We start from the raw sequence: 21,273 nt of genomic DNA, 5'->3' as shown, positions 1-21,273 counted from the left end.
GCTGCGACTGCTGCCGATGAGCGAACGCGCCAGGGATGACACCGAGGTCGGGGTCGACGGCGACCTCGGCGAACCGGGCCATGCCCTCATACAGGTCTGTCACCGTACGGACCACATTGCGCGACGGGCCCCTTCTCGTCCAGCAGGATCAGACTGGCGCACCAGTTCTTGCGTCCCCACGACGCCCAGGAAGGCATTCGCGCCTTCCCCGAGAAGCTCTCATCCCTCTGGCGGGCCCGTTGAGCCCTCAGTCCCAGCAGGAAAGTAGATGGCCACCATGGCAAAGCAATCCACCGTCCGTAGCGTGACGTATGACCTGCTGCGGGCCCTGAAACTCACCACGGTCTTCGGCAATCCCGGCTCCACCGAGCAGCCCTTCCTCCAGGATTTCCCCGACGACTTCACGTACGTCCTGGCGCTGCAGGAGGCGTCCGTCGTCGCCATGGCCGATACGTTCGCCCAAGTGACCGGCCGCCCCGCACTGGTCAACGTGCACTCCTCGGCCGGGCTGGGAAACGCTATGGGCAACCTGGTCGCGGCGTATCACGGAAACACGCCCCTGATCATCACCTCGGGACAGCAGCATCGGGACCTGTTGATCGGGGAGCCGTATCTCGGCAACCGTGAGGCCGTCACACTGCCGAAGCCATGGGTGAAGTGGTCCTATGAGCCGGCCCGCGCCGAAGACGTCCCGGAAGCCTTCATGCGCGCCTATGCGGAGGCGTTGCAGCCGCCGACTGGGCCGGTCTACCTGTCGATTCCCATGGGCGACTGGAAGGAGCCCCTGTCCGATTTCACCCGGGTGCGGACAGTGAGCGACCGCGTCGCCCCCAGCACCGAGCGGCTGCGCGCATTCGCCGACCGCATCTCAGCCAGCAGCCGGCCCGCACTGGTCTTCGGGCCGGAGGTCGACCGCAGCGGTGGATGGGACGCCGCCGTCTCCCTGGCAGAGAAGCTGCGTGCGGCCGTCTACGGCGCCCCGCTGCTGGACCGTGCGTCCTTCCCCGAGGACCACCCCTTGTTCGGCGGCCCGCTGGGGATGTCGGTCAAGACCATCAGCGACCGGCTGACCGGGCACGACCTAGTGGTCGTGATCGGCGCCGAGGTGTTCCGCTACTACCCCTACGTGCCAGGCGACTACCTCCCCGACGGCACGGAACTCCTGCAGATCACCGGCAATCCGGCGGTTGCCGCGGCGGCACGTGTGGGCGACAGCCTCCTGGGCGATCCCGCGATCGCGATCGAGCTGCTCCTGGACATGGTCACGGAGGGATCGACGCGAACCGCTCCGGAGCCGATGATGCGGCCCCGCGAGCTGCCGCAGGAGCCGAACAGTCCGCTCACCCCGCCCGAGGTCTACGCCACCCTGAGCGAAGTTCGGCCGCCCGACGCGGTCATCGTCAACGAATCGACCTCCACGATGGCGCAGCAGATCGAATGGCTCCCCACCATCCGGACCGGATCGTTCTTCGCCACGGCCAGCGGCGGGATCGGCTGGGGTACCCCTGCCGCGGTGGGCGTCGCGCTCGGCGACCGGGACAGGGGTGTCCGACGTCCGGTGGTCGGCCTGATCGGCGACGGCTCCTTCCAATACTCCGTGCAGGCCATCTGGACGGCGGCGCAGCACAACCTCCCGATCGTGTACGTGGTCATGCACAACCACGAGTACTCCATCCTCAAGTCGTTCGCGGTGCTGGAGGAGACCCCGGGCGTTCCGGGACTCGACCTGCCCGGGCTGGACATCGCCTCCGTAGCCCGTGGCTTCGGCTGCCGCGCGGTCGACGTGGAGACCACTCAGGACCTGGAGCGGGAGTTCAAGGCGGCCCTGGCCGCCGACACCACTACTGTCATCGTGGTGCCCACGCAGCCCCAGAAGGCGATGTTGTAGTCCATGCGGCCCTCAGGATCAGAGAGGGGAGAGCAGCCATGGACCTCGGCCTGAAGGACCGGGTGTACATCGTCACCGGTGGCACCCGTGGGCTGGGCAGGGCCGCCGCGCACGAGTTGGTGGCGGACGGTGCGAGAGTGGTTGTCAGCGGACGCAGCGAGAAGTCGGTGGCCGCGGCCGAGGAGGAACTCGGCGGCACGGAGCGGGCCATCGGTGTCGCGGCCGACAACGCCGACACCGGGACTCCGGACCGGCTGATCGCTGCGGCACACGATGCCTTCCAGCGTCTGGACGGGGTGCTCATCAGCGTCGGCGGGCCGCCGACAGGTACGTCGGACACCATCGACGACGACCAGTGGCGCACCGCATTCGAATCCGTCTTCCTCGGTGCGGTGCGGCTGTCCCGTGCCGTCGCGGCGGAGCTGGGCAAGGGGGGTGTCATCGGCTTCGTCCTTTCCACCTCCGTGTACGAACCGATCCCTGGCCTTGCGATCTCCAATGCCTTCCGGCCAGGCCTGGCCGGCTACGCGAAGGGTCTCGCGAACGAGTTGGGCCCAAGGGGCATCCGTGTCGTCGGCCTCGTGCCCGCCCACATCGAAACCGACCGGGTACGCGAACTCTACGAGGGGAATGGCGACATCAACGCCGCCCTCGAGCGGGAGACCGCTGGCGTACCCCTGCGCCGCTACGGAACCCCGGACGAGTTCGGCCGGAGCGCCGCCTTCCTGCTGTCGCCCGCCGCGTCGTATCTGACAGGAGTGATGCTGCCGATCGACGGAGGCGTGCGCAGAGGCTTCTGACAGGGGCCAGGCGAGTGGCACGGCCGAACGTGTCACACCGATGGAGTGTCAGAGAGCCAACGCCTGAGTCGTAGACCTCTGCGGACATCCGCGCTCCGGACCGGACTGATCCCTACAAGCACCCCATCGGGAACGGGGACCGTTTCAACCGAAATCCCTGGCCGAGGGGACGTCAACAGCCGCTGCCTGTTCACGGCTCGGACGTTCTGTGGTCGGGATGCCCCGGACTGTCGAGGAGCCACCATGCCTGTCTACACCTGCACTGCAACCCAGGGGACGCTGACCAGCGAGTCGAAGACCCTGCTGGCAGCTGAGATCACCCGGATCCACGTGGCCATCAACCGCGTGCCACCGGCCTACGTCAACGTGGTCTTCTCCGAGCTGCCACCGGACAGTGTCTTCGCGGGCGGGCAGCCGGCGACACCGCTGATCCTCACGGGCTGGGTACGGCGAGGCCATCCCCAGGAAGAGGCGACGAGACTGGCCGTAGAGCTGTCCTCGGCGATGGTCCGGATCTCGGGCGTGGACGAGAGCCGGACCATGGTGGTGCTCCAGGACGGTCCTGCCCGATCCGCTGTCGAGGGCGGGCGGGTGCTGCCCGAACCGGGCGAGGAAGAGGAGTGGTTGCGCCAGACCGGAGCCTGAACGGTCGGGGCTGAGTCCGGCGTCCTTGGGCTGAGCCTCTGCCATCCGGCCGTGCCGATCCGAGCTCGGTCACATGGTGGCTGTGGCGTGCATGTCCCATAGGAGGATCTCGGCGGGTTGGATGGGTGGCGCTCGCTTGGTGGCCGCCTGCGGCTGTGAAGCGTGCTGTGTCGCCTCGGGCGAGGGCTGGACGTGCGGCCGGGGTGGCCGGCAGGGGGCCTGCTGTCACCGCGCGACGCTCAATGAGGTCCGGTATGGCGGGCTCGTACTGTTCCAGCAGTCCGACAACCTATCCGTGCACTTCAGCAGGTGTGTCGGTACTCGTGGGTTGCGCCGCTGAGACGGTGGGGCCGGCGAATGTCCAGGCGGTCGACCTGTTCCGCGTCGAGTGACGGCATCCGCGACCTCCCGGGAAGTGACGCCCCGACAGGCCACCACTCCCACGTCTTCGGCACGCACGGGTCCCCGCATGGTGCGGATAGCCCGTGACAAGGATTCCAAGGGCGTCCTCTGGAAACGTGGTTCCCTGATCGACGGCCGCCTCGCACCACCCGCGCCCGCGCCGAACAACAGGCCTCAGCTGGCTGACAAAGCCACGCGTGCCGGGGCGGTGGGGCGGGTGGTGTGGTTCTACAGTGCGCAGGTGTCCTTGGAATCCTCTTCGCCGGGTGAGCGGCTGTCTGTGGGGAGTCGCGGGTGGGTGTGGTGGCTGCCGTTCGCGGCGGTGGGCCTGGACTTGATCTCGGAGGCCGCCCTGGGCGGGCGGGAGCCCGTCAGTTTCCTACTCACGGGCGTTCCCCCGCTGGTCGCCGCGACGCGCGGGCCCAGAGGCACCGCATTTTCGGTGGTGGTGTGTCTAGGACTGCAGATGCTGATGGCGTGGCGACGTCCGGGCCACTTCGACGAGCAGCACCATGTGGCGCTGTATGTGGCCACGTTCCTCATCGGCGTGGTCAGCGTCATGCTCTCTGTGCAGCGGGAGCGCGCGCAGAAGCATCTGATCCGGGCGAATTCGGTGGCGGAGGCCTTGCAGCGGACCCTGCTGCGGCCCGTACCGCCCCGGATCGGACATGTGCGCGCCGCCGCCTACTACACAGCCGGGGAGGGAGGCACGCTGGTCGGTGGTGATCTCTACGACGTGTGTGAGACACCGTTCGGAGTACGGGCGATCATCGGCGACGTGCGGGGTAAGGGACTGGACGCGGTGCAGGCGGTGGCCGCGGTCCTGGGGGGGTTCCGGGTGTCCGCGCACGAATGGAAAGATCTCCCCCTCCTCGCGGATCGCCTGGAGCTGAGCCTCGACCGCAACGTGACACGCACAACAGTCGGCGACCCCGAGCTGTTCGTGACTGCGCTGGTCCTGGAACTCGACCAGGACACCGTACGCATCATGGACCGCGGCCACCCGCCCCCGATCGCCGTCGGCGCCCACGGCGCCCGCATCCTGACGACAGCCCCCGCACTCCCTCTCGGACTCAAAGAGCTCTCTCCTGTCCCGGGGCTGACGACCTTGCACAAGCTGACGCCCGGCGAAGTCCTCGTCCTCTACACGGACGGCATCAGCGAGGCCCGCAACTCCGACGGCGACTTCTACCCCGTCCTGGAACGGCTCACCGAACACTTCCGCGGCACACAGAGCACGGATCCGGAGGCGGTCGTGGCGTTCCTGGAGACCGACACCAGGAACTGGTCGGCCGCCTCCGAGGGAGACGACCAGGCCGTACTCGCCATGTCCCTCATCTGAAACGGCCGGGCCGCACACCGCACTTCCTCTCGCGGCCATCGCCCTCTTCTTCCGACCGCCACACCGGTTTCCTGTTCCGTCTGAGCCCGGGTTCCGTCTGAGCACGGGCCGGACGATGCGGCGCTGAACCCGCCCGCCCGGCCTTCATCACGGATTCCTGGGTCGGCGGCGACTTGGCGGATGGACTCAGGAGGTGTCAGCGCGTACGGCGGTCGCGGCCAGGGTGGTGTAGTTCATGGTGAACCGTCCACCCAGGGAGTCGATGGCGCCCCCGACCGCGTCCAGTATTTCGGCCAGCTGAGCGGGACGGAGTTGAGTGAGGCCGCCGGTGGTGGGCAGCAGGTCCAACCATTGGTCGCGCGTGTAGGACTGCTCCCAGTCGTATCGCCACTGTTCGGGATCGTTGAACTGTCCGGCCTCGCAGATCTTGTCGGCGAACTTCGCGTATCCCGCCTGGTAGAGATCGAGCGGACGTCGGGCCGGTTGTCCGTTGAGCGGGGAGTCGGGCACTGCCCGCCGGTAGGCAGCGGCGAACGGTTCAGCCACCTCGGCGGGCGGCTCGTACACGTGCCCGAAGATCGCCAGCCGTCCCTCTGGACGTAGCACACGTGCCGCCTTTGCGGCCCCGGCGACCGGATCCACCCAGTGCCACGACTGGGCGGCGATGACCGCGTCGAACGTCCGGCCGGTTGGTTGCCAGGTTTCGAAGGTCCCCACTTCGACCTGCAGGCCACGGGCTCGCGCGAAGTCGGCCATCCGCGCATCGGGCTCGACACCGAGCACAGTGCAACCGGCGGCCTGAAACTGGCGGGCTGCGATGCCGGTGCCGCAGCCGACGTCGAGCACGTCAGGCCCGGGGGCCTCGGCGACGATCCGCGTCACCAACGCGGCGGGGTAGCCGGGCCGGGCCTGGTCGTAGCGTTGTGCGTCTACGCCGAACGACTCGGCCATGCGCCGGGCCTCGTGCGGCTGCGCTGGGGACGGTTCTGGTTGCTCTCGCGGTAAGGTGGGCATATGCCCACCTTAGTGGGCACATGCCCACTGGGCAACGGATGCCGGCGGGGTAAGGCACGAGAGGATCTGTGAATGCCGACTGGGGTGCACCTTCACGACGCGCGGCAGCAACTGTTCGACGCCGCCGAACGCGTGCTTCTGCGGGACGGACCGAACGGGCTGACCAGCCGGGCCGTCACTGACGAGGCGGGCTGCGCCAAAGGAGTCCTGCACCGGCACTTCACCGACTTCGACGCCTTCCTCACCGACCTCGTGCTCGACCGGGCCGCGCAGCTCGAGACGCAGGCGAGTGTGCTGCGCGAGTCCGCCGGCACCGGCACGGTGGCCGATAACCTCACCGACGCGCTGACTACCCTGTTCGGGCCGATCCCGATGGCAATCATTCCGCTCATCACCTTCCGGGACGAGCTGCGCGCACGGCTGCGGCAAGCCAGGCCCGGAGGCGGAATTGCGATCCTTGGCCAGGCCACGACTGCGATCTCCGCCTATCTGGCCGACGAGCGTGAACTGGGCCGCATCGCGGCCGACGCCGACATCGACTCCCTCACCCTCTCCCTGGTCGGAGGCGGGCATCTCGTGTTCACAGACCGCGAGCCCGGCCCGCCAGCCACGGCAGTCGTCAACAAGCTCGTGACAGCAGTCATCGCCGATGCCGTGCAACGACGACCGACTTGAGGTCACTGTGATACCAACTGCACTCTCTGCGCGGCCCTTGCTCGCCTTGAAGCCCTGAAGGGGACCGATGGGTTACTAGTTCCCTGCTGTCCGGACCAGGACTGCAGGACCCGCCCCGTCGCACGAAGTGACGTCATTTCTCATGAACATTCACCGCCTTGCAGACCGCCCATTGCCTCCCCAACTGATGGACAGACTCTGCTGCTTGACGTCAACGAAGCCAGCGAGGGCGCACCGCACGAGGCACCCGCGTCGCTGAGAGAGGCGTTCGAAGCCTCAACTCATCGGCGCAGGCGCCTCGTTGGTTTCCGACCTGCCGCACTCGACCTGCCTCATGCGCTGGTCGAGTGGGTCACGATGGTCATCGTCACCCGCGACGTGGCCGCCGCTGCAAGCTCCCACCGCACCAACGCGCGCTCGTCGCTCTCGTGTACCTGCGCAAGCACGACGCCCTGGCCCAGATAGCCGCCGGCTTCGGGATCTCGGTCGACGCCGCCCACGCCTACACCGCCGCGGTGGGCACCTGGCCGCCCGGGAGCCCGGGGTACTGAAGGTCCTGCGCGAGCACGAACCGGAGTACGTGCTGCTCGACGGGACGCTCGCCGAGTGCGACCGGGTGGGCGACAGCCGGGCCGGCTACTCGCACAAGCGCCGTCGCCATGGCGTGAACATGCTGCATGACCTGCATGGGACCTACTTTCCGGCACCCACAGGGCGAGGCATCATCCATTCGGCCCGCAGCAATTGCCGTAGGGCGGAGTTGGGGGTGGGCTATGAGTGCGCCTGGCGATAGTCGCGGGCGCCAAGAGGGCAGGGCGCCCGCTGCCGAACGCGCGGGGCCGGCCCTCGTCGACACACACGAGATTTGGAGATCCCCATGCCCTACCGCAAGGGACAGCAAGTGGAGTACCGGGACCAGCAGGACGAGCTTCAGCGGGGTGAGATCCGCAGCACCGAGGGCAGCGGGGCACAGACGCGCTATGCCGTCCAGAACGAGGCGACCCTGCGCGAAGACAAGGTGAGCGAGCACCAGATCGAGCGGGAGCTGTAGTAACACCCCCGCCGACGCGGCCCGCCGTTGCACCGAACCAAAGTGCAACGGCGGGCTCCTGGATTCCTGCGACAGCGGTGTGGCCGGCATTCCGGGCAGACATGGTCGAGGTCGAGGTAATCATCTCGGCAGCTCACCGCCAGGGAGCCCCGGCACCGGAGGACGCTGGACCCCCAAGTTGCCGAACACCCGACACACAGTGGTTGGCGCCCTCCTCAGCCGGAGGATGGATGCGGCCAGTTCGCGAGGCTGCCAGGCAAGGGAGCAGACGCCGTCGCTTCCGCCGTCGAGGGGAGGATTTCGTAGCTCTCGCGCATGCCGCTCAGGGCGAAGATCTTCAGTACCCGGCTGGAGGCGGACGCGATACGCAGTGCGCCTTCGTGTTCACGGAGGCGTTTGGTGATCGCCACGATCATTCCCAGCCCCATCGAATCCATGAAGGTGACAAAGCCCAGGTCCAGGACGAAACGACGGTGTCCCTCATTGAGGAGCTTGATCACGCCTTCGCGGATCATGGGGGCGGTGTGGGCATCGACCTCACCGTCGACCTCGATGACGGTCCAGCCATTGACCACGTCGTAGCTCACCATCATCTTCTCGTGCCGGATGATGTTCGTTCGCATTGCCATCCCTCCTCACGTCTCCAGGCGGCGTGGGATGCCCAGAAGCGTGTGGTGGAGACCGTCGGCCCGTGCCCGATCAAGGCTTGCGCAAGGGCCAGTTCACGTGAACGGCGTTGCCCGCCACCACTGGTCTCACGTACTGGTCACCGGCCTCCTGGTCAGCCGCTCGGCGAGAGCAGCTCCCGGCCGTGGTCCACATTCTTGGCGGCGCCCAAGACGATCTCTTCGGCCATGACGGTGCCCTTCCGGACCGGTCGGCCACCCCGGCCTTGCGGGTCATCAGCTCCGCCCCCGCTGCGAAGCGGTTGGTCCGGACCCTGTGCCGCTCGAACACTTCATCCTGCGCCTGGCCCGGGAGAACAGCAACTGGGGCCACCTCCGGATACAGGGCGAACTCGCCCGCCTCAACCACCCGATCGCCCCGTCCACGGCCTGGGAGATCTCCACGCAGCCGGCATCGACCCCGCACCGCAACACAGCAGCACCAACTGGGCCGACTTCCTGCGCTCCCAAGCCTGCGCCCTCCTGGCGATGGACTTCCTCGAGACCATCACATTGACCGGGCGGCGCCAGCATGTCCTCGCCGTCATCGAGCACGCCACCCGCCGCGTCCGCACCCTGGACACCACCGCGCACCCGACCGCGGTGTGGGTCACCCAGGCGACCAGAACATGGCCACGGTTTTCGGCAGGCGCAACGCCGCGGCGACGTGTGGCTCGCGCAAGACATGCGTGCCCCGGGGACCCGACCGCGGCCACCCCGCCGGTGACGAGGCGCTGGTCGGGCCGTAGCCGGCGCCGATCCCGGCACCTGCCACGAGGATCCGCTCGACCGGGGTGCCCTGCCAGCGCCTGGGACGAGGGGTTTTCCGACGACCTCGTCATCCGTACCGATCGAGAAACTGGCAGGTCACAAGCCCCCTTTCCGGCCGGCCGGGACGATCGCCGCCGGCAATTCCTCGCCGCTGAGCGACGGGCTCCTGCTGCCTGCCTCAACCGATGGTGACGACGCGCGCCCAGGACGGCGGGGTGTCCGGTACGTAGTCGGGGTCGTCCTCGTCCGTGGCGCGGGCGGGTCGCGGGAACAGGCCGACGACTGTGCGGCAGGGCGGCTGCCCGGAGGGCCACGGCGTCTGCCCGTCGGTCAGGGCGACGATCACGTCGGGGCGGGGCCGCGAACGGAGCGCCCGGGCGAAACCGGAGCGCAGATCGGTTCCGCCGCCGCCGAGCAGCTCGAGGCTCTCGGCACGGCAGAGCGGGACGGCGACGCCGGCCGCCGCGTCGCAGGAGATCACCGAGACCAGGTCGCGCCGCCCGCCGGCGGCCCGCGAGATCGCCGCGACCTCGAGGAGCGCGCTGCCCAGCTCGGCGTCGCTCACCGACCCGGAGGTGTCGATGACGACGCAGACGCGGGGCGGCATACGGCGAAGGCTCGGCAGAACCACTCCAGGGACGCTCGACGAACGGCGGGACGGACGCCGGTAGGTGTGGTTCTCCCCCACTCCGGGCGCACTCGCCGCCGAGCGGACTGCCGCGCCCAACAACTGCCGCCACGGTTGCGGCGGTTGGAACGCCTCGTCGGCCCACCGCCGCCACCCTTCCGGCGCGGTGCCGGGCCGGCCCTTGATGCCCTCCGCGACCCGGAAGCGAACCGCGTCTCGCTGCTGCCGGGTGAGTCCGTTCGCCCCGCCGGGCCCCAGCTCCCACGACCGGTCGTGCCCGTCGGCACCACTGCCGCAGTCCAGCCAGGCCAGTTCCGCGCCGAGCCCGGACATCGAGGCCGTCCGCAGGTACTCCTCCATCAGCAGACCGTCGGGCAGTCGCAACAGCGACGGCACGACCGCCCCGAAGGGCCGGGGCAGTCCGTCACCGTAGATGTCGTCGTTGATCTCGAAGTCGGCGGCGATGTTCCGACGCAGCCTCCCCCAGCCTTCGGCCGGGGGGACCCCCATCTCGCTTCGCTCGCCCGGCCCGGACTCCTCATGCTCCCGCGCATACCGCTCGCCGCGCCCGTGGTGGTCACGGAGCAGATGGGAGACCTCGTGCACCCAGACACCCGCCAGTTCCTCCAGCGGTGTGCGAGCCACGAATCCGGGCGACACGTAGCAGCGCCAGTGCACGTCGACCGCCATCGTCGGCACCGCACGGTCCTCCACCACATGCAGCGCGAAAAGCGCGTCGGCCAGGTACGGGCGGACCCTCACCGCGTGCAGCCGGGCAGCGAGCAACTTCTCCCGGTCCAGCGGGAGTCCGGGCCGGTCGGCGGGCCCTGCGGAGCGGTCCGGTCGCTCCGCGGGTGTCGCCCGCACCGGGCGCGGGGGCGCGGGCGGGGACATGGGGCGCGGCAGCGGGCGCGGTCCCGGGCGCTGCGCGGCAGCCGTCGCCGATCGCGGGAGCGGGCGCGGTCCGGGGTGGTTTGCGGCTGCCGTCATCGGCGCGCCCCCGTCACGCGACGGGCGTCGGCCGCTGCCGCGACCCGTTCCACCGACCGGTCCGCAGTCCGGGCGAGCCCGACAACCCCGGCCAGCCGTTCCACCGCCACCGGCACCTCCCAGTCGTCTCGTCGCAGCCCGGCCAGCGCCGCCGCCGGGGCGACCAGGAGATCCGGGGCTCCGGTCTCCAGGGCCCTGACCAGCACGGCCCAGCCCGCCTCCCATCGGTGCCGCTCCGGCCGTGCCCCGACGGCGGCCACCACCCCCTCCAGCGCTGCCTGCCGCAGATCGCCCCGCTCCGGCAGCTCAGCGGTGGCCGGGTCGGCGAGCAGCGACTCCGGGTCCGGCAGGTCCATCCGGTCGAGGTGGGCGAGGAGTTCGAGCCCCGGCCCGTCCCCCACCGCGCCCCGTACCAGCAGCGCGAGGACGTCCCGGGAGACGGAGGCCGCCGTGCCGAAGGCGAGCAGGGTCAGCGCGGCCTCCCAGCTCCGGGGCGACGGCCACGCACCGCCGCGCCGCGTCTCGGAGGTCGGCAGCCGGTGGATCAGCGTCGGCCGGGCCCTCAGGAATCCGCAGACCGCGTGCCGGGCGAACGTCACCGCCTCTGTCAGACGTTCCGGAGCGAGCCGGGGCAGCTCCGCCCGGGGCCAGACCCCGCCGAGGCCGCGTACCACCACGTCCCGGTCGTGCACCCAGTTCAGGTGCACGAAGCGGTTGGCGAGCGGCGGGCTCAGCTCCCACCCGTCTGCTGCCGAGGCGCGCGGGTTGGCGGCGGCCACGATCCTTACGTCTGGCGGGAGCTGGAGCGCTCCGACCTGCCGTTCCAGGACTACGCGCAGCAGTGCGGCCTGGACGGCTGGGGTGGCGGTGGAGAGTTCGTCCAGGAAGAGCAGCCCCCGACCGGCGCGTACGAGTTCGACGGCCCACTGCGGCGGCGCCATCGGCACGCCCTGCACAGCCGGATCGTCGCCGACGATGGGCAGCCCGGAGAAGTCGGACGGCTCGTGGACGCTGGCGATCACCGTCGTGAGCGGCAGGTCGAGCGAGGCGGCGAGCTGCGTCAGGGCAGCGGTCTTGCCGATGCCCGGCTCGCCCCAGAGCAGCACGGGCAGGTCGGCGGCGACGGCCAGGGTGAGCGCTTCGAGCTGTTCGTCGGGGCGCGGCTCGGTGGTGGTTGTCCGCAGGAGGGAGAGGAGACGGGTGGCGAGGGCCAGGTCCGTATCGGTCTCGGGGGTTGCGGTGGCGGGGGCGAGGGCAAGGACGGGCAGGACGGTGCTGGAAGTCATGGGGCATCACCTGGAGTGGGAGAGGGGAACGGCGCGTGCCGTTCCTGAGTACGTGAGGGCCTGCGGCGCGCAACGCGCCTTGCGTGAAGGGGACTTCGGCGAGTCAGCCGATTGGTGAGTGAGGGCGGATCAGATCTGACCGGTACGAGGCCGACCACGACTGCCGCGCTTGCGGCGCACTGCAAGGGACGTGTCGCGGCCGAGCCGGGGTCGGTGGCCCGCTTCCGTGTGCCGCGCGCCCGAAGCGTGCCCGCCCCGTGGTTCGCCGGGGCCGGCGGGTACGTCGGCCAGCCCCGCGCGGAAGAGCCCGTGATCGATGCGGCGGATCGCGGCCGACTCCAGTTCCTCCCTGAGCGGCCCGTCGCGCAGCATCGCACCGGGACCGAGCAGCCCCTCGACCACGGCGAGCGCACCGGTGACGTCACCGTGGCGGAGCCGTTCCCGTACGGAGGGAAGGGCCTCAGGGTTGCGGTGCACCGCGTCGATCGCCCGTAGGCAGGGCAGCGCCGTACCTCCGAGCGCCACCAGCAGGTCCTCTCGGCGGAGTTGGTCCGGGTCGTGATCGACCGCGCTCAGCACCCCGTCGCGCAGCGCGATGCGATGGACCTCGCCCCGGCACTCCACCCGGTGCGGGTCGCCGGGCTCGGGGGCGCGGCCGGACACGGGCTTCGGGCCGTCTCCCTGCACCGCCGGGGCCACGAGCGGATGCAGCCGCCCGACCTCGATCAGCCCGGCCCGGAGCAGTTCCAGATCCGGAAGAATCCGTGCCGCCGCCTCAGGCAGCACGGGCAGCGCCGCGACTTCCTGCGGGGGCAGTGTCTCCCGCAGCGGCCGGAACGTCGGCGCGTGGCTGTCGTCGGGGGCGACGAGTTCGAGCACGGCACGACTGCGCGCTCCGAGCCGTACGGTGAAGGCCCCACGAGAGCGCCCCTCGGCCCGCAACAGCAACTCCGCCTCGGCGGCCCAGCCGGCCACTGCCCAGGGCGAGTCGTGAAGGGCGGGCCGGCCGGGGGGCGCCACGGACGGCGCACCTTCGCGCCGCGCCAGTTCGCCGCTCCGTCCCGAATCCCAGAGGTGCCGGTGCAGATCGAGCCGGAAACGCCGGTCGGGATGTGGATGCGGATGGAGGTACGGACGGTACGCGGGACGGTCGTTCGCCGACCTCTCCCACACGTCCAGCGACATCCGCTGTCCGGCGTCCGCGTGGGCGGGCGGTGTCCGCACCACGAGGTGCGGCGGTGTTCCGCCGCACTTCCCGTAACGGGCCAAGGAGATGGTGAGGCCGGGCCTCAGGCGCCCGTCGGGGGCGATCCTGGGCATGTGCCAGCGGAGCAGATCGGGCGCGAGCCTGCGCAGATCTGCACGGATACGGGTGGCGATATCGGTGCCGTGGCGGTCGCGCACGGCGCGCAGATCGAGGTCTACGTCGATGCGGGCGGCGGCACAGGCCCCAGCCCAGTCACCGGCCGCACGGCGCGCGGTCGCGGTCTCGATCATGGACGGTGGCACGGCGTACTCGCGTACGCGCTGCCACATCAACAGGTGGGCCGGAATCTCCTGCGTGAAGTGATGTGCCATCAGCACTCACCTTGCGCGGACGATTCCTCCGATCCCAATGAGAAGAAGGTGTTCATCGCGGGCATCGTAACCACACCGAAGACCATCTGTCAGTCCCTTTCGAACCGCCCGTCCGCGGTCCGGCCGTCTACATACGTACCGGCCGCGGCACGGACGCCGACCGTGCGCCACGCGTGCGGCCGCCGCGTGAGCCGCCTCTTGCTCCCACCGGTTCGGCTTGCGCCGGACGCCTCCGAGCGCCTGCTGCCGGGACAACATGACCGTACGACCGTTACGGCTCGGCTTCTCACGCTTTTCCACGTGACTGCTTCGTCCCGAAGCAACTCGGGGCGCTCGATCTCCTTGGGCTGTTGTGCCTGCCACCTGGGCTGATGGTCCGCTGACGTCCACGGTTGTTCGCGGTTGTGCGTCGTGGTTGTGCGTCGTGGTTGTGCGTCGTGGTTGTCACGCAGCTAGACACTCGGTGCGCCTCGCACGCGGAGCCGTGGCGCAAGTTCCTAGAGGCCACGTAGCGCCTCGTACAGGTCGCCGTAGGCGGTCCGACAGTCGATGCTGCCGTTGTCGTACAGGCTGTCCATGTACCAGTCGTCGTCATCCACAGGCTTCACGAGGCACAGGCCGTGGAACCCGAGAACGATCTCTGGGCGTGGCATCTCGTGGGCCTCGCCGACGCTGACCCACTTCACTGGCCGATCGGGATCCAGAGCGACAGCCTCTCGGTCCCCGCACCCCTGCGGACCCCGATCCCCGTGAGTCCCCGTCCGTTCTGGCACCCGAAGTTGCCGGCGTCCGGCACCGTTGATGTCAGCCGGTGATGTCAGGCCACGCTGCCTGGTCGGTTCCGGGTACCGGGTACCGGGGGGGCCAAGGGTCCCGGGCTCACGCGCCAGGGGAGCGGAAGGCGACTTGCCGACGGGCGGCCTCGTCGATCTCGTCGAGGGTGAGGAGAGGGGTGGCCCGCGTGTGGAGGGCTCCGCTGGCCTTGACGGTGAGGCTGACGGCGGCCATGGAGACCGGGTCGGGGAAGTCGACGATGAGCACGATGTCGTCCTCCCCGAAGGTGAAGTACATGGCCTCGACCTGCCCGCCGAGGTTGGTGACGACGTGGTCGACGGCGGCGCGACGGCTACTCGCGCCATCCTTGAGCAGCCCCTTGGTGCCCTCGGGCGTGTAGGTGGCCTGGATGAGGAACTTCGGCATAGGGATGCTTCCTGCCCATCGTTTGTCCGGTGTGGAATGGCCTTCCCGCTTTCACATCGGCCGCTACGCGCGGAACTGCTGGGTTCACTCGTTAGAACCTGAATTTTTCCGCTGACGCGGCATCATGAATTGCAGTGGTGGCTCTGTCTGCTGATGGCAGGGTGTCAACCGACGGTCGGTCGAGCAGCGGCGAAGAGACCTTCGCCTTCCAACGGCACATCGTCCACCACCTCAACCCACCACTCTCCCCCGCTTCCATGTCGTCCACCGTCGACCCACACATCTGTGGAGCGGGCGTGGTTCCTGGCGTCCAGCTGGAGCGCGCCAGCGTACGAACGACCTGGACGCCAGAGGCCGCGTCTGCTCGGCTCTGCCCGGGTCGATGGTGGGCGGGATGGGAGCCCCCAACGCTCGCCAAAGCATCGGGCGCTCGACTGTCCGCGCCACGGAGCCCTTGCCAGAAGCATCGGCGTGACCGCGGTGGAGATGGCAGCGGGTAGCAAGCCATTCGCCGGGGCGTGGAGCAAAGGTTTCTACTCCTCAACCTCTCGTCAAGTTCTGGGGTCATGTAGGGCAGGTGGGGCAGCATGCTCACCAACTCGCCTGCCGCATGGTGGCAGTTGAGCGACAAGATGCTGGATCACAGCCACTACAGGAGGCGCCATGTTTCCCAACCAATGGCAACATGATGCAGCGGAAATTCAGGCCCACGCGCAGGATCGCCGCGACCGCATCGAGGGGAAGGCTCCCATCGGCAAATTTCTCGCGATGGCCGCGCTCATAGTCCTTGCCCTGGCCATCTACGTCGTCCTGGCCAGATAACTGAGCCTTGTCAGGGCTGCCCCTGTCGGGTGACGGGCCGGGGTGCGCAGTCTGCGCCTGGTCACGCTCCACTGAGGGGAACGTGTCAATGGGGCGGGCGTCGTCGGACGTCAGCTGAGCCGGTAGTCCCGCGAGCCGGCGCCCGAGCGAGCCGAACGATCCCGGCCTCCTCAAGGCGGCGCAGCTGGTACAGCGTCGACGAAGGACTGGCCAGGCCGACGGCCGCGGCGACCTCTCGCACCGTGGCGGCCTCGCCGTGGTCGGCGATGCGAGCGCGGCTCGCAGCGAGCACCGACCGCCGGCGCTCCGTGATTCCCAAGACATGGCAGTGGCCAGCGGCTTGACGAGGTCAAGGGGCAGGCGGCGGTGGTTGAACGCCTCACTGACCGCGTTCAGAGCGGACTCCCGAACCCGGGTGACGGGTTCGTTGACGGTCAGCTGACCAGACGCCCAACGACGAGGCGAGCCGTATCGGCGTCGAGAGTGGTGCCGCGCAGGAGATCCCCGAGCGAGGCGGCGGCGACGTCCCGCCGGCCCGGATCGCGGTCAGTCAGAGCTTCGAGTACTGCGGACATGTCCTTCACGGCCCTGTTCTCGCATAGCTACGGCGATAGGATATATAGCGCTCCGTATCCATCTGGCAACGTTCCTGATCTTCAGGCGTTCTGACTGCTGAGAGGGTGTCTCACGTGGCAAGTGTCGCGAGCTTCTTGCAGCAGGTCAGGGCGGCGGCCATGGCCAGGCCTCGGCTCTGCCAGTCGTTGCGGACCACGTACGGGATCTTGAGGCCACGAGCAGCCCATGGCAGGCTCATGCCGCATGATCGATGAATTCGCGAAAGACAACCTGCACGGGAGACTGCGGCGGGACCGCAAGGCGCTGCTCTGGAAACTCGACGGCTTGTCCGAATACGACGCCCGCCGACCTTTGACAGCGACCGGGACCAACCTCCTCGGCCTGGTCAAACACGTGGCCACCGTCGAGGCCAGGTACTTCGGCGAGGTCTTCGACCGCCCTTCCCCGGAACCGCTGCCCCGGTGGCAGGACTCCGACGGCAGCGATCAGTGGGCGACCGAGGACGAGACCCGCGATCAGATCATCGGGTTCTACCGGCGCACGTGGCAACACTCGGACGCGACGATCAACGAGCTTCCCCTCGACGCCCCCGGCCACGTGCCGTGGTGGCCGGAGCCTTATCCCAACACGAACCTGTTCGCCATCATGGTCCATGTCCTCAGCGAGTCCATCCGGCATGCCGGGCACGCCGACATCCTGCGCGAGGGTCTCGACGGCCGGACCGGGTTGCGCGCCGAACACGAGAAGCAGATCGACGAGGAAGCCCGTGCAGCCCACTGCGCGAAGATCGAGCAGGCCGCCAGGTCGGCCTCACCCATCAAGGCTTAGAGGTTGTCTCACGTGACTTGATGTTCGTGCGGCCTGATGCCGGTCGTGGGTGCTGATCCATCGAAGCGTCTGGTTCCTGATGAACTCGGGGAGCTGGCCGCCCCGTTGCTGCCGTCGTTCGCTGCTCGTCCGCAAGGTGGCGGGACCGCTCCGTGTGACGAGCGGGCCGTGTTCACGGCAATGTGTACGCGCTGACCAGCGGCTGCGCCTGGCGGCATCTGCCGCCGACGTTCGGCACGTCGCCCGCCACCGCGCATCGCCGCTTCACGGTATGGACCGAGGCCGGCCTGTGGCGTCGGCTACACCGGGCGGTGCTGGACGAACTCGGGGCCCGGGGCGAGGTGGACTGGACCTAGGCGATCGTCGACGCGGCCTCCGTTCGCGCCAAAAGGGGGATCGCTGACCGGGCCGAACCCGGTCGATCGCGGCAAGAAGGGCAGCAAGCTGCACGTGCTGTCCGACGCCCAGGACATCCCGCTCGCCGTCGCCGTGTCCGGCGCGAACATGCACGACAGCCTCGCCCTCAATCCGCTCATCCGCGGCATACCCGCCGTCCGGTCCCGCCGGGGACCACGGCGGCGCCGACCCGTCAAACTCAGCGCGGACAAGGTGTACTTCTCCGCCGAACACCTGGCCTGACTGCGCGAGCTCGGGCTCGTCGCGCGCATCGCGCGGCCCGGCATCGAGTCCGGCAGACGCCTCGGCCGGCACCGCTGGAAGACCGAACGGTCGATCGCTTGGCTCTTCGGCTACCGGCGCCTCACCGTCCGATACGAACGAAAGGGCTCGCGCTTCCTCGCCTTCCTCGGCTTGGCCGCCGCCCTGACCTGCTACAAGAAGCTCGCGAAACTTGCCACGTGAGACACCCTCTCAGGCTCCTCCCGGGCGAGGAGCCGAGCGTCGTGTCACTTTTCCTGCTTTCAAGCCAACTTGAAGCTGTCTCGTGTCGCTATTCCCCCTCGCCGCTCAGACTGTCATCGGTCACTAGTGGGGTGGCCCTGGCAGCCGGACCGAGCGAGGCAATGGCGTTCTTGGACGTGTCGAAGATCGATCGTCGTGTGCGGGACGAGGTGAAAAGCGGGGTCTGTTCCTCGTCTCACCCGACGAGATGCCTGGCGGAACGGACGTCTTCGTCTTCGTGTGTACCGACCCGAACCCGAAAGACTGCGGGTTCACCAGGGTGGGGCAGGTGGTCGGGACCGGGACGTCGGGCAATTTCTGCAACCCTTACGTGATGGACGGTGTGCGTACGGAGCAGGCGGTGTCGCTCACGAAGATCCGGGGGTACTTCGCAAGTTGGGAAGACGGGATCAAGGCCGTGCTCGTTGCGTACGACGAGCGGCACTGACGTAAACCCGCTGCACCAGGACCAAGGTCGTGCTGGTGTTCGCCGTGCTCCCACCGTCCCGGCACAGCGCCTCGCCAGCACAACCATTCGCGGCATCTGGACTCCGCTGAACACGAACCTTGCTCGGCAGCCCGTGTCCTCCAGGTCCATCACGAGATTCTTCGCGGCCTGCACCACCCAGGCTCCCGACGGGTGCGCGGTCACGCTCAGGATCCGCATCCGACGGTTGGCATGCTCGATCACTGCGAACACGTACAGCCGCGCTCCAGTCAGGGTGACCGTCTGGAAGAAATCGCACGCCAAGCACGTATTCGGCAGGGGTGCGCCGCTCAGGCCTGCGCGGTCGGCCGGACGACGATCTCGTTGACGTCCACGTCGGCGGGCTGCTCGATCGCGAACGCGATGGCCCGGGCGATCGCCGAGGGCGGGATCGCGACCCGGTCCCGCATCCCGGCGATCTCGGCGCGGACCCGCTCGTTCGTCGACGCCTCGGGGAAGTCCGTGTCGATCACCCCGGGCGAGACGGTACTCACCCGTACCGTGGGACCCGCCTCCTGGCGCAGGCCCTCGCAGATGGCCCGCACCGCGATCTTCGTTCCTGCGTAGACGGCCATCGCCGGTGCGACGCGGAACGCGGCCGTGGACGCCGTCGTGACGAAGTGGCCGCCGCCCTGGGCCCGGAAGACGGGCAGTGCCGCGCCGATGCCGTGCAGAACGCCCTTGATGTTGACGTCGACCATGTGGTCCCACTCGGCGGTGCGCAGATCGTCCAGGGGCGAGATGGTGCCCACCCCAGCGTTGCTGATGAGTACGTCGAGCCGGCCGAACCGCTCCCCCGCGAGCCCGACCAAGGCTCGTACGTCGTCGAGGCGGGTCACGTCCGTACGGATCTGCACGGCCTCGCCGCCGGCCTTCTCGATGCGTGCGACCAGTTCCTCCAGCCGCTCCGAGCGGCGCGCTCCGAGGACGAGGCGCGCTCCGCGCTCCGCGAGCAGCAGTGCGGTCGCCTCGCCGATGCCGCTGCTCGCCCCCGTGATGGCCACGACCTTGCCCGTAATGCCTGACATCGCCTTCTCCTCACTTCTCGCCGGTTCTATTCCGGCTTCTCTGTCAGTGTGGTCCGGGTTTAGCCTGGTATCCAGAGCCCATTTATTCTGGAACCAGAGGTGATAGGGCCATGCCCGAGACGGCGGAGCGACGTCGTGAACTCGGTGCGTTCCTGCGCAGCCGCCGGGCGCGGATCACGCCGGTCGAGGCGGGACTGCCGTCGACCGGCCGGCGCCGGACCCCGGGGCTGCGGCGGGAGGAGCTGGCCCTGCTCGCAGGAATGAGCGCCACTTGGTACACGTACCTGGAACAAGGCCGCGAGATCCGCGCCTCCGACCAGGTCCTGGACGCGCTCGCCACGGCCCTGCGGCTCGCGCCGCACGAGCGCGACCACCTGTTCCAGCTCTCCGGGCGCGCGCCGGCGGCCGACATCCCCGACGTGGAGCCGCTCGCCCCGGAGGTCGCAGCCGTCCCGCTGCTGCTCCAGCCGCATCCCGCGTACGTCATCGACGGCACGTACGACGTGCTCAGTCACAACGGAGCGACGGAAGAGGTGTTCCCGCGCCTGGTCACCGAGGACGCCCGGCGGCCCAACTTCGTGCGCTGGGTCTTTCTGGAGCCCCTGGCACGGGAGGTGCTGGTCGACTGGGAGCCCGAGGCGCGGGGCCTGCTCGCCCGGGTGCGCACGCTGGCCGGCGGGCATCCGGGCGATCCCCGCTACGCGCGACTCGTCGACGAACTCCACGCGGGCAGCCCCGAAGTACGGGACTGGTGGCCCCGGTTCGAGGTCGAGGCGCGCCGGGGCGGACGCAAGCGGCTGCGGAGTCCGTCGCGCGGCGTGGTCACGTACGACTACACCGCGTTCCACGTGGCCGGACAGCCGGAGCGGACGCTGGTGATCTACGCAGAGACGGGCGGATCGGGGGCGTAGGGCCACGCGGTCGCCGGGAGCAGGGGCCCGGCTGGATGGTTACCCGTGGCATGCACATGCCTTCAGTGTGCACCTATCTTCGGGGTCACCCGACGCCGTCGAGGCCCAGCGCGTCGAAGGCGCCGCTCGCGGCCTACTGCGGGGGCTGGGTCACCTGGCCCAAGCCCTTTTCCGGGCAGGGGAGTTCGGGGTCACGCGCAGCCAGGCACCCCTGCTCGACGCGCTCGAACCGGGGCCGCGCCGGGTCACCGAGCTCGCTGCCGCGACAGGCATGGTGCCGCCGCGGGTCAGAGTGATGCTCCGTCGGCGCCTAGGGTCTTTCGTTTGGATCAGGCCGGATCAGGGAGCGGGGGCCTGGGGGTGTCCCCCTGCTCGAGCGCAGTCGAGAGCTTGGGGGAGTCGGCGAGTGACGACAACGCGGCGAGGTGCGGCACCAGGCCCCGCGAGCCCGGCATGGTCCAAACGAGGGGCCCTAGGGGGCGTCCGGCCGCAGCCAGTTGCTCACATCGACCGCGAGGACGCTGCAGAAACTCGAAGAGGCCGGACTCGTCGAGCGGCAGCGCTGCGCCGCCGACCGGCGCGCGGTGCGGCCCGACGTGACGCGAGTTCCTGACCGCGCCGGTCCGCGCGGCGACCGAGTTCTCGGTCGCGGACTTCGGGATCGGACGGTCTTCGCGCAGGGCCTGCCAGACTGCCAGACCTGGTGGGACGCCTTGGTCAGTGGCAGGACGCGGCCGGCGTCCTGGGCGTCGTAGCTGACCGGCAGCGTGACCATGTTCATGTGGT

The 21,273-nt window shown here is 69.2% G+C and carries 20 protein-coding genes and 3 pseudogenes; 11 read left to right on the top strand and 12 right to left on the bottom strand.

Annotated features, from left to right (window positions below):
* Nucleotides 1-277 precede the first annotated feature (277 nt).
* The 4 genes from mdlC (at nt 278) to AC07EJ_RS44945 (ending at nt 5,077) form a co-directional block, all read left to right on the top strand.
* Entirely contained in the window at nt 278-1,888 is a 1,611-nt protein-coding gene (mdlC, locus tag AC07EJ_RS44960; RefSeq protein ID WP_478886441.1) for a benzoylformate decarboxylase, read from the top strand.
* A 38-nt stretch (nt 1,889-1,926) separates the two neighbouring features.
* On the top strand, nt 1,927-2,688 hold the full coding sequence (locus AC07EJ_RS44955) for an SDR family oxidoreductase (RefSeq protein ID WP_389490233.1): 762 nt from the start codon (nt 1,927-1,929) through the stop codon (nt 2,686-2,688).
* Nucleotides 2,689-2,931: 243 nt separating this feature from the next.
* Nucleotides 2,932-3,333, top strand: coding sequence for a tautomerase family protein (locus tag AC07EJ_RS44950; RefSeq protein ID WP_393588596.1), 402 nt, complete (start codon nt 2,932-2,934; stop codon nt 3,331-3,333).
* 874 nt (nt 3,334-4,207) lie between these two features.
* Nucleotides 4,208-5,077 carry a PP2C family protein-serine/threonine phosphatase gene (locus AC07EJ_RS44945; protein WP_478886440.1) on the top strand — a complete coding sequence of 290 codons (870 nt, stop codon included), beginning with the start codon at nt 4,208-4,210 and terminating at the stop codon, nt 5,075-5,077.
* Nucleotides 5,078-5,263: 186 nt separating this feature from the next.
* On the opposite strand, the gene AC07EJ_RS44940 is transcribed toward AC07EJ_RS44945, so the two are convergent.
* Entirely contained in the window at nt 5,264-6,091 is an 828-nt protein-coding gene (locus tag AC07EJ_RS44940; protein WP_389490227.1) for a class I SAM-dependent methyltransferase, read from the bottom strand.
* A 72-nt stretch (nt 6,092-6,163) separates the two neighbouring features.
* Here AC07EJ_RS44940 and AC07EJ_RS44935 point away from each other — a divergent pair, with 72 nt between their 5' ends.
* From AC07EJ_RS44935 to AC07EJ_RS44925, 3 genes and pseudogenes are all read left to right on the top strand, one after another.
* Entirely contained in the window at nt 6,164-6,766 is a 603-nt protein-coding gene (locus tag AC07EJ_RS44935) for a TetR/AcrR family transcriptional regulator (protein ID WP_393588602.1), read from the top strand.
* Between the two features lie 357 nt (nt 6,767-7,123).
* Nucleotides 7,124-7,439: pseudogene (locus AC07EJ_RS44930) on the top strand (helix-turn-helix domain-containing protein); the annotation flags it as partial.
* A 204-nt stretch (nt 7,440-7,643) separates the two neighbouring features.
* Nucleotides 7,644-7,817, top strand: coding sequence for a hypothetical protein (locus tag AC07EJ_RS44925; RefSeq protein ID WP_384259458.1), 174 nt, complete (start codon nt 7,644-7,646; stop codon nt 7,815-7,817).
* A gap of 215 nt (nt 7,818-8,032) precedes the next feature.
* Here AC07EJ_RS44925 and AC07EJ_RS44920 read toward each other — a convergent pair whose 3' ends face one another.
* From AC07EJ_RS44920 to AC07EJ_RS44895, 6 genes are all read right to left on the bottom strand, one after another.
* On the bottom strand, nt 8,033-8,440 hold the full coding sequence (locus AC07EJ_RS44920) for an STAS domain-containing protein (protein WP_389490222.1): 408 nt from the start codon (nt 8,438-8,440) through the stop codon (nt 8,033-8,035).
* 991 nt (nt 8,441-9,431) lie between these two features.
* Nucleotides 9,432-10,871 (bottom strand): vWA domain-containing protein, encoded by a 1,440-nt coding sequence (locus tag AC07EJ_RS44915; RefSeq protein ID WP_478886439.1) that lies wholly within the window; start codon nt 10,869-10,871, stop codon nt 9,432-9,434.
* Nucleotides 10,868-12,157, bottom strand: coding sequence for an AAA family ATPase (locus AC07EJ_RS44910; protein WP_478886438.1), 1,290 nt, complete (start codon nt 12,155-12,157; stop codon nt 10,868-10,870). The genes AC07EJ_RS44915 and AC07EJ_RS44910 overlap by 4 nt, the downstream gene beginning before the upstream one ends.
* Nucleotides 12,158-12,286: 129 nt before the next feature.
* Nucleotides 12,287-13,735: a hypothetical protein gene (locus AC07EJ_RS44905; protein WP_478886437.1), complete on the bottom strand. Its 1,449-nt coding sequence runs from the start codon at nt 13,733-13,735 to the stop codon at nt 12,287-12,289.
* A gap of 497 nt (nt 13,736-14,232) precedes the next feature.
* Nucleotides 14,233-14,421: a hypothetical protein gene (locus AC07EJ_RS44900; protein WP_389490213.1), complete on the bottom strand. Its 189-nt coding sequence runs from the start codon at nt 14,419-14,421 to the stop codon at nt 14,233-14,235.
* Nucleotides 14,422-14,614: 193 nt separating this feature from the next.
* Nucleotides 14,615-14,935, bottom strand: a complete 321-nt coding sequence (locus tag AC07EJ_RS44895; RefSeq protein ID WP_389490211.1) for a GYD domain-containing protein — start codon at nt 14,933-14,935, stop codon at nt 14,615-14,617.
* A gap of 663 nt (nt 14,936-15,598) precedes the next feature.
* Here AC07EJ_RS44895 and AC07EJ_RS44890 point away from each other — a divergent pair.
* Complete coding sequence (locus AC07EJ_RS44890) at nt 15,599-15,757, top strand: hypothetical protein (protein WP_393588610.1); 159 nt, start codon at nt 15,599-15,601, stop codon at nt 15,755-15,757.
* Between the two features lie 85 nt (nt 15,758-15,842).
* On the opposite strand, the gene AC07EJ_RS44885 is transcribed toward AC07EJ_RS44890, so the two are convergent.
* From AC07EJ_RS44885 to AC07EJ_RS44875, 3 genes are all read right to left on the bottom strand, one after another.
* The gene (locus AC07EJ_RS44885; protein WP_389490206.1) at nt 15,843-16,049 is read right to left on the bottom strand and encodes a LexA family protein; all 207 of its coding nucleotides are present in this window, start codon (nt 16,047-16,049) and stop codon (nt 15,843-15,845) included.
* Nucleotides 16,050-16,191: 142 nt separating this feature from the next.
* Nucleotides 16,192-16,332: a hypothetical protein gene (locus tag AC07EJ_RS44880; protein ID WP_478886436.1), complete on the bottom strand. Its 141-nt coding sequence runs from the start codon at nt 16,330-16,332 to the stop codon at nt 16,192-16,194.
* Between the two features lie 110 nt (nt 16,333-16,442).
* Nucleotides 16,443-16,571 (bottom strand): hypothetical protein, encoded by a 129-nt coding sequence (locus AC07EJ_RS44875; RefSeq protein ID WP_389490204.1) that lies wholly within the window; start codon nt 16,569-16,571, stop codon nt 16,443-16,445.
* Nucleotides 16,572-16,576: 5 nt separating this feature from the next.
* Between AC07EJ_RS44875 and AC07EJ_RS44870 the strand changes: the two genes are divergently transcribed.
* The gene (locus tag AC07EJ_RS44870) at nt 16,577-17,161 is read left to right on the top strand and encodes a DinB family protein (protein ID WP_478886435.1); all 585 of its coding nucleotides are present in this window, start codon (nt 16,577-16,579) and stop codon (nt 17,159-17,161) included.
* Nucleotides 17,162-17,206: 45 nt separating this feature from the next.
* Nucleotides 17,207-18,022 (top strand): annotated as a pseudogene (locus AC07EJ_RS44865) (IS5 family transposase).
* Nucleotides 18,023-18,838: 816 nt separating this feature from the next.
* On the opposite strand, the gene AC07EJ_RS44860 reads toward AC07EJ_RS44865, so the two are convergent.
* Nucleotides 18,839-19,576, bottom strand: a complete 738-nt coding sequence (locus AC07EJ_RS44860; protein WP_389490200.1) for an SDR family oxidoreductase — start codon at nt 19,574-19,576, stop codon at nt 18,839-18,841.
* Between the two features lie 110 nt (nt 19,577-19,686).
* On the opposite strand from AC07EJ_RS44860, the gene AC07EJ_RS44855 reads away from it, so the two are divergent.
* Nucleotides 19,687-20,487 carry a helix-turn-helix transcriptional regulator gene (locus AC07EJ_RS44855; RefSeq protein ID WP_389490198.1) on the top strand — a complete coding sequence of 267 codons (801 nt, stop codon included), beginning with the start codon at nt 19,687-19,689 and terminating at the stop codon, nt 20,485-20,487.
* Between the two features lie 472 nt (nt 20,488-20,959).
* Here AC07EJ_RS44855 and AC07EJ_RS44850 read toward each other — a convergent pair.
* Nucleotides 20,960-21,273: pseudogene (locus AC07EJ_RS44850) on the bottom strand (hypothetical protein); the annotation flags it as partial.

It is taken from the genome of Streptomyces sp. NPDC045026, from assembly GCF_056432625.1.
This window is presented reverse-complemented; position numbering and strand designations above follow the sequence as displayed.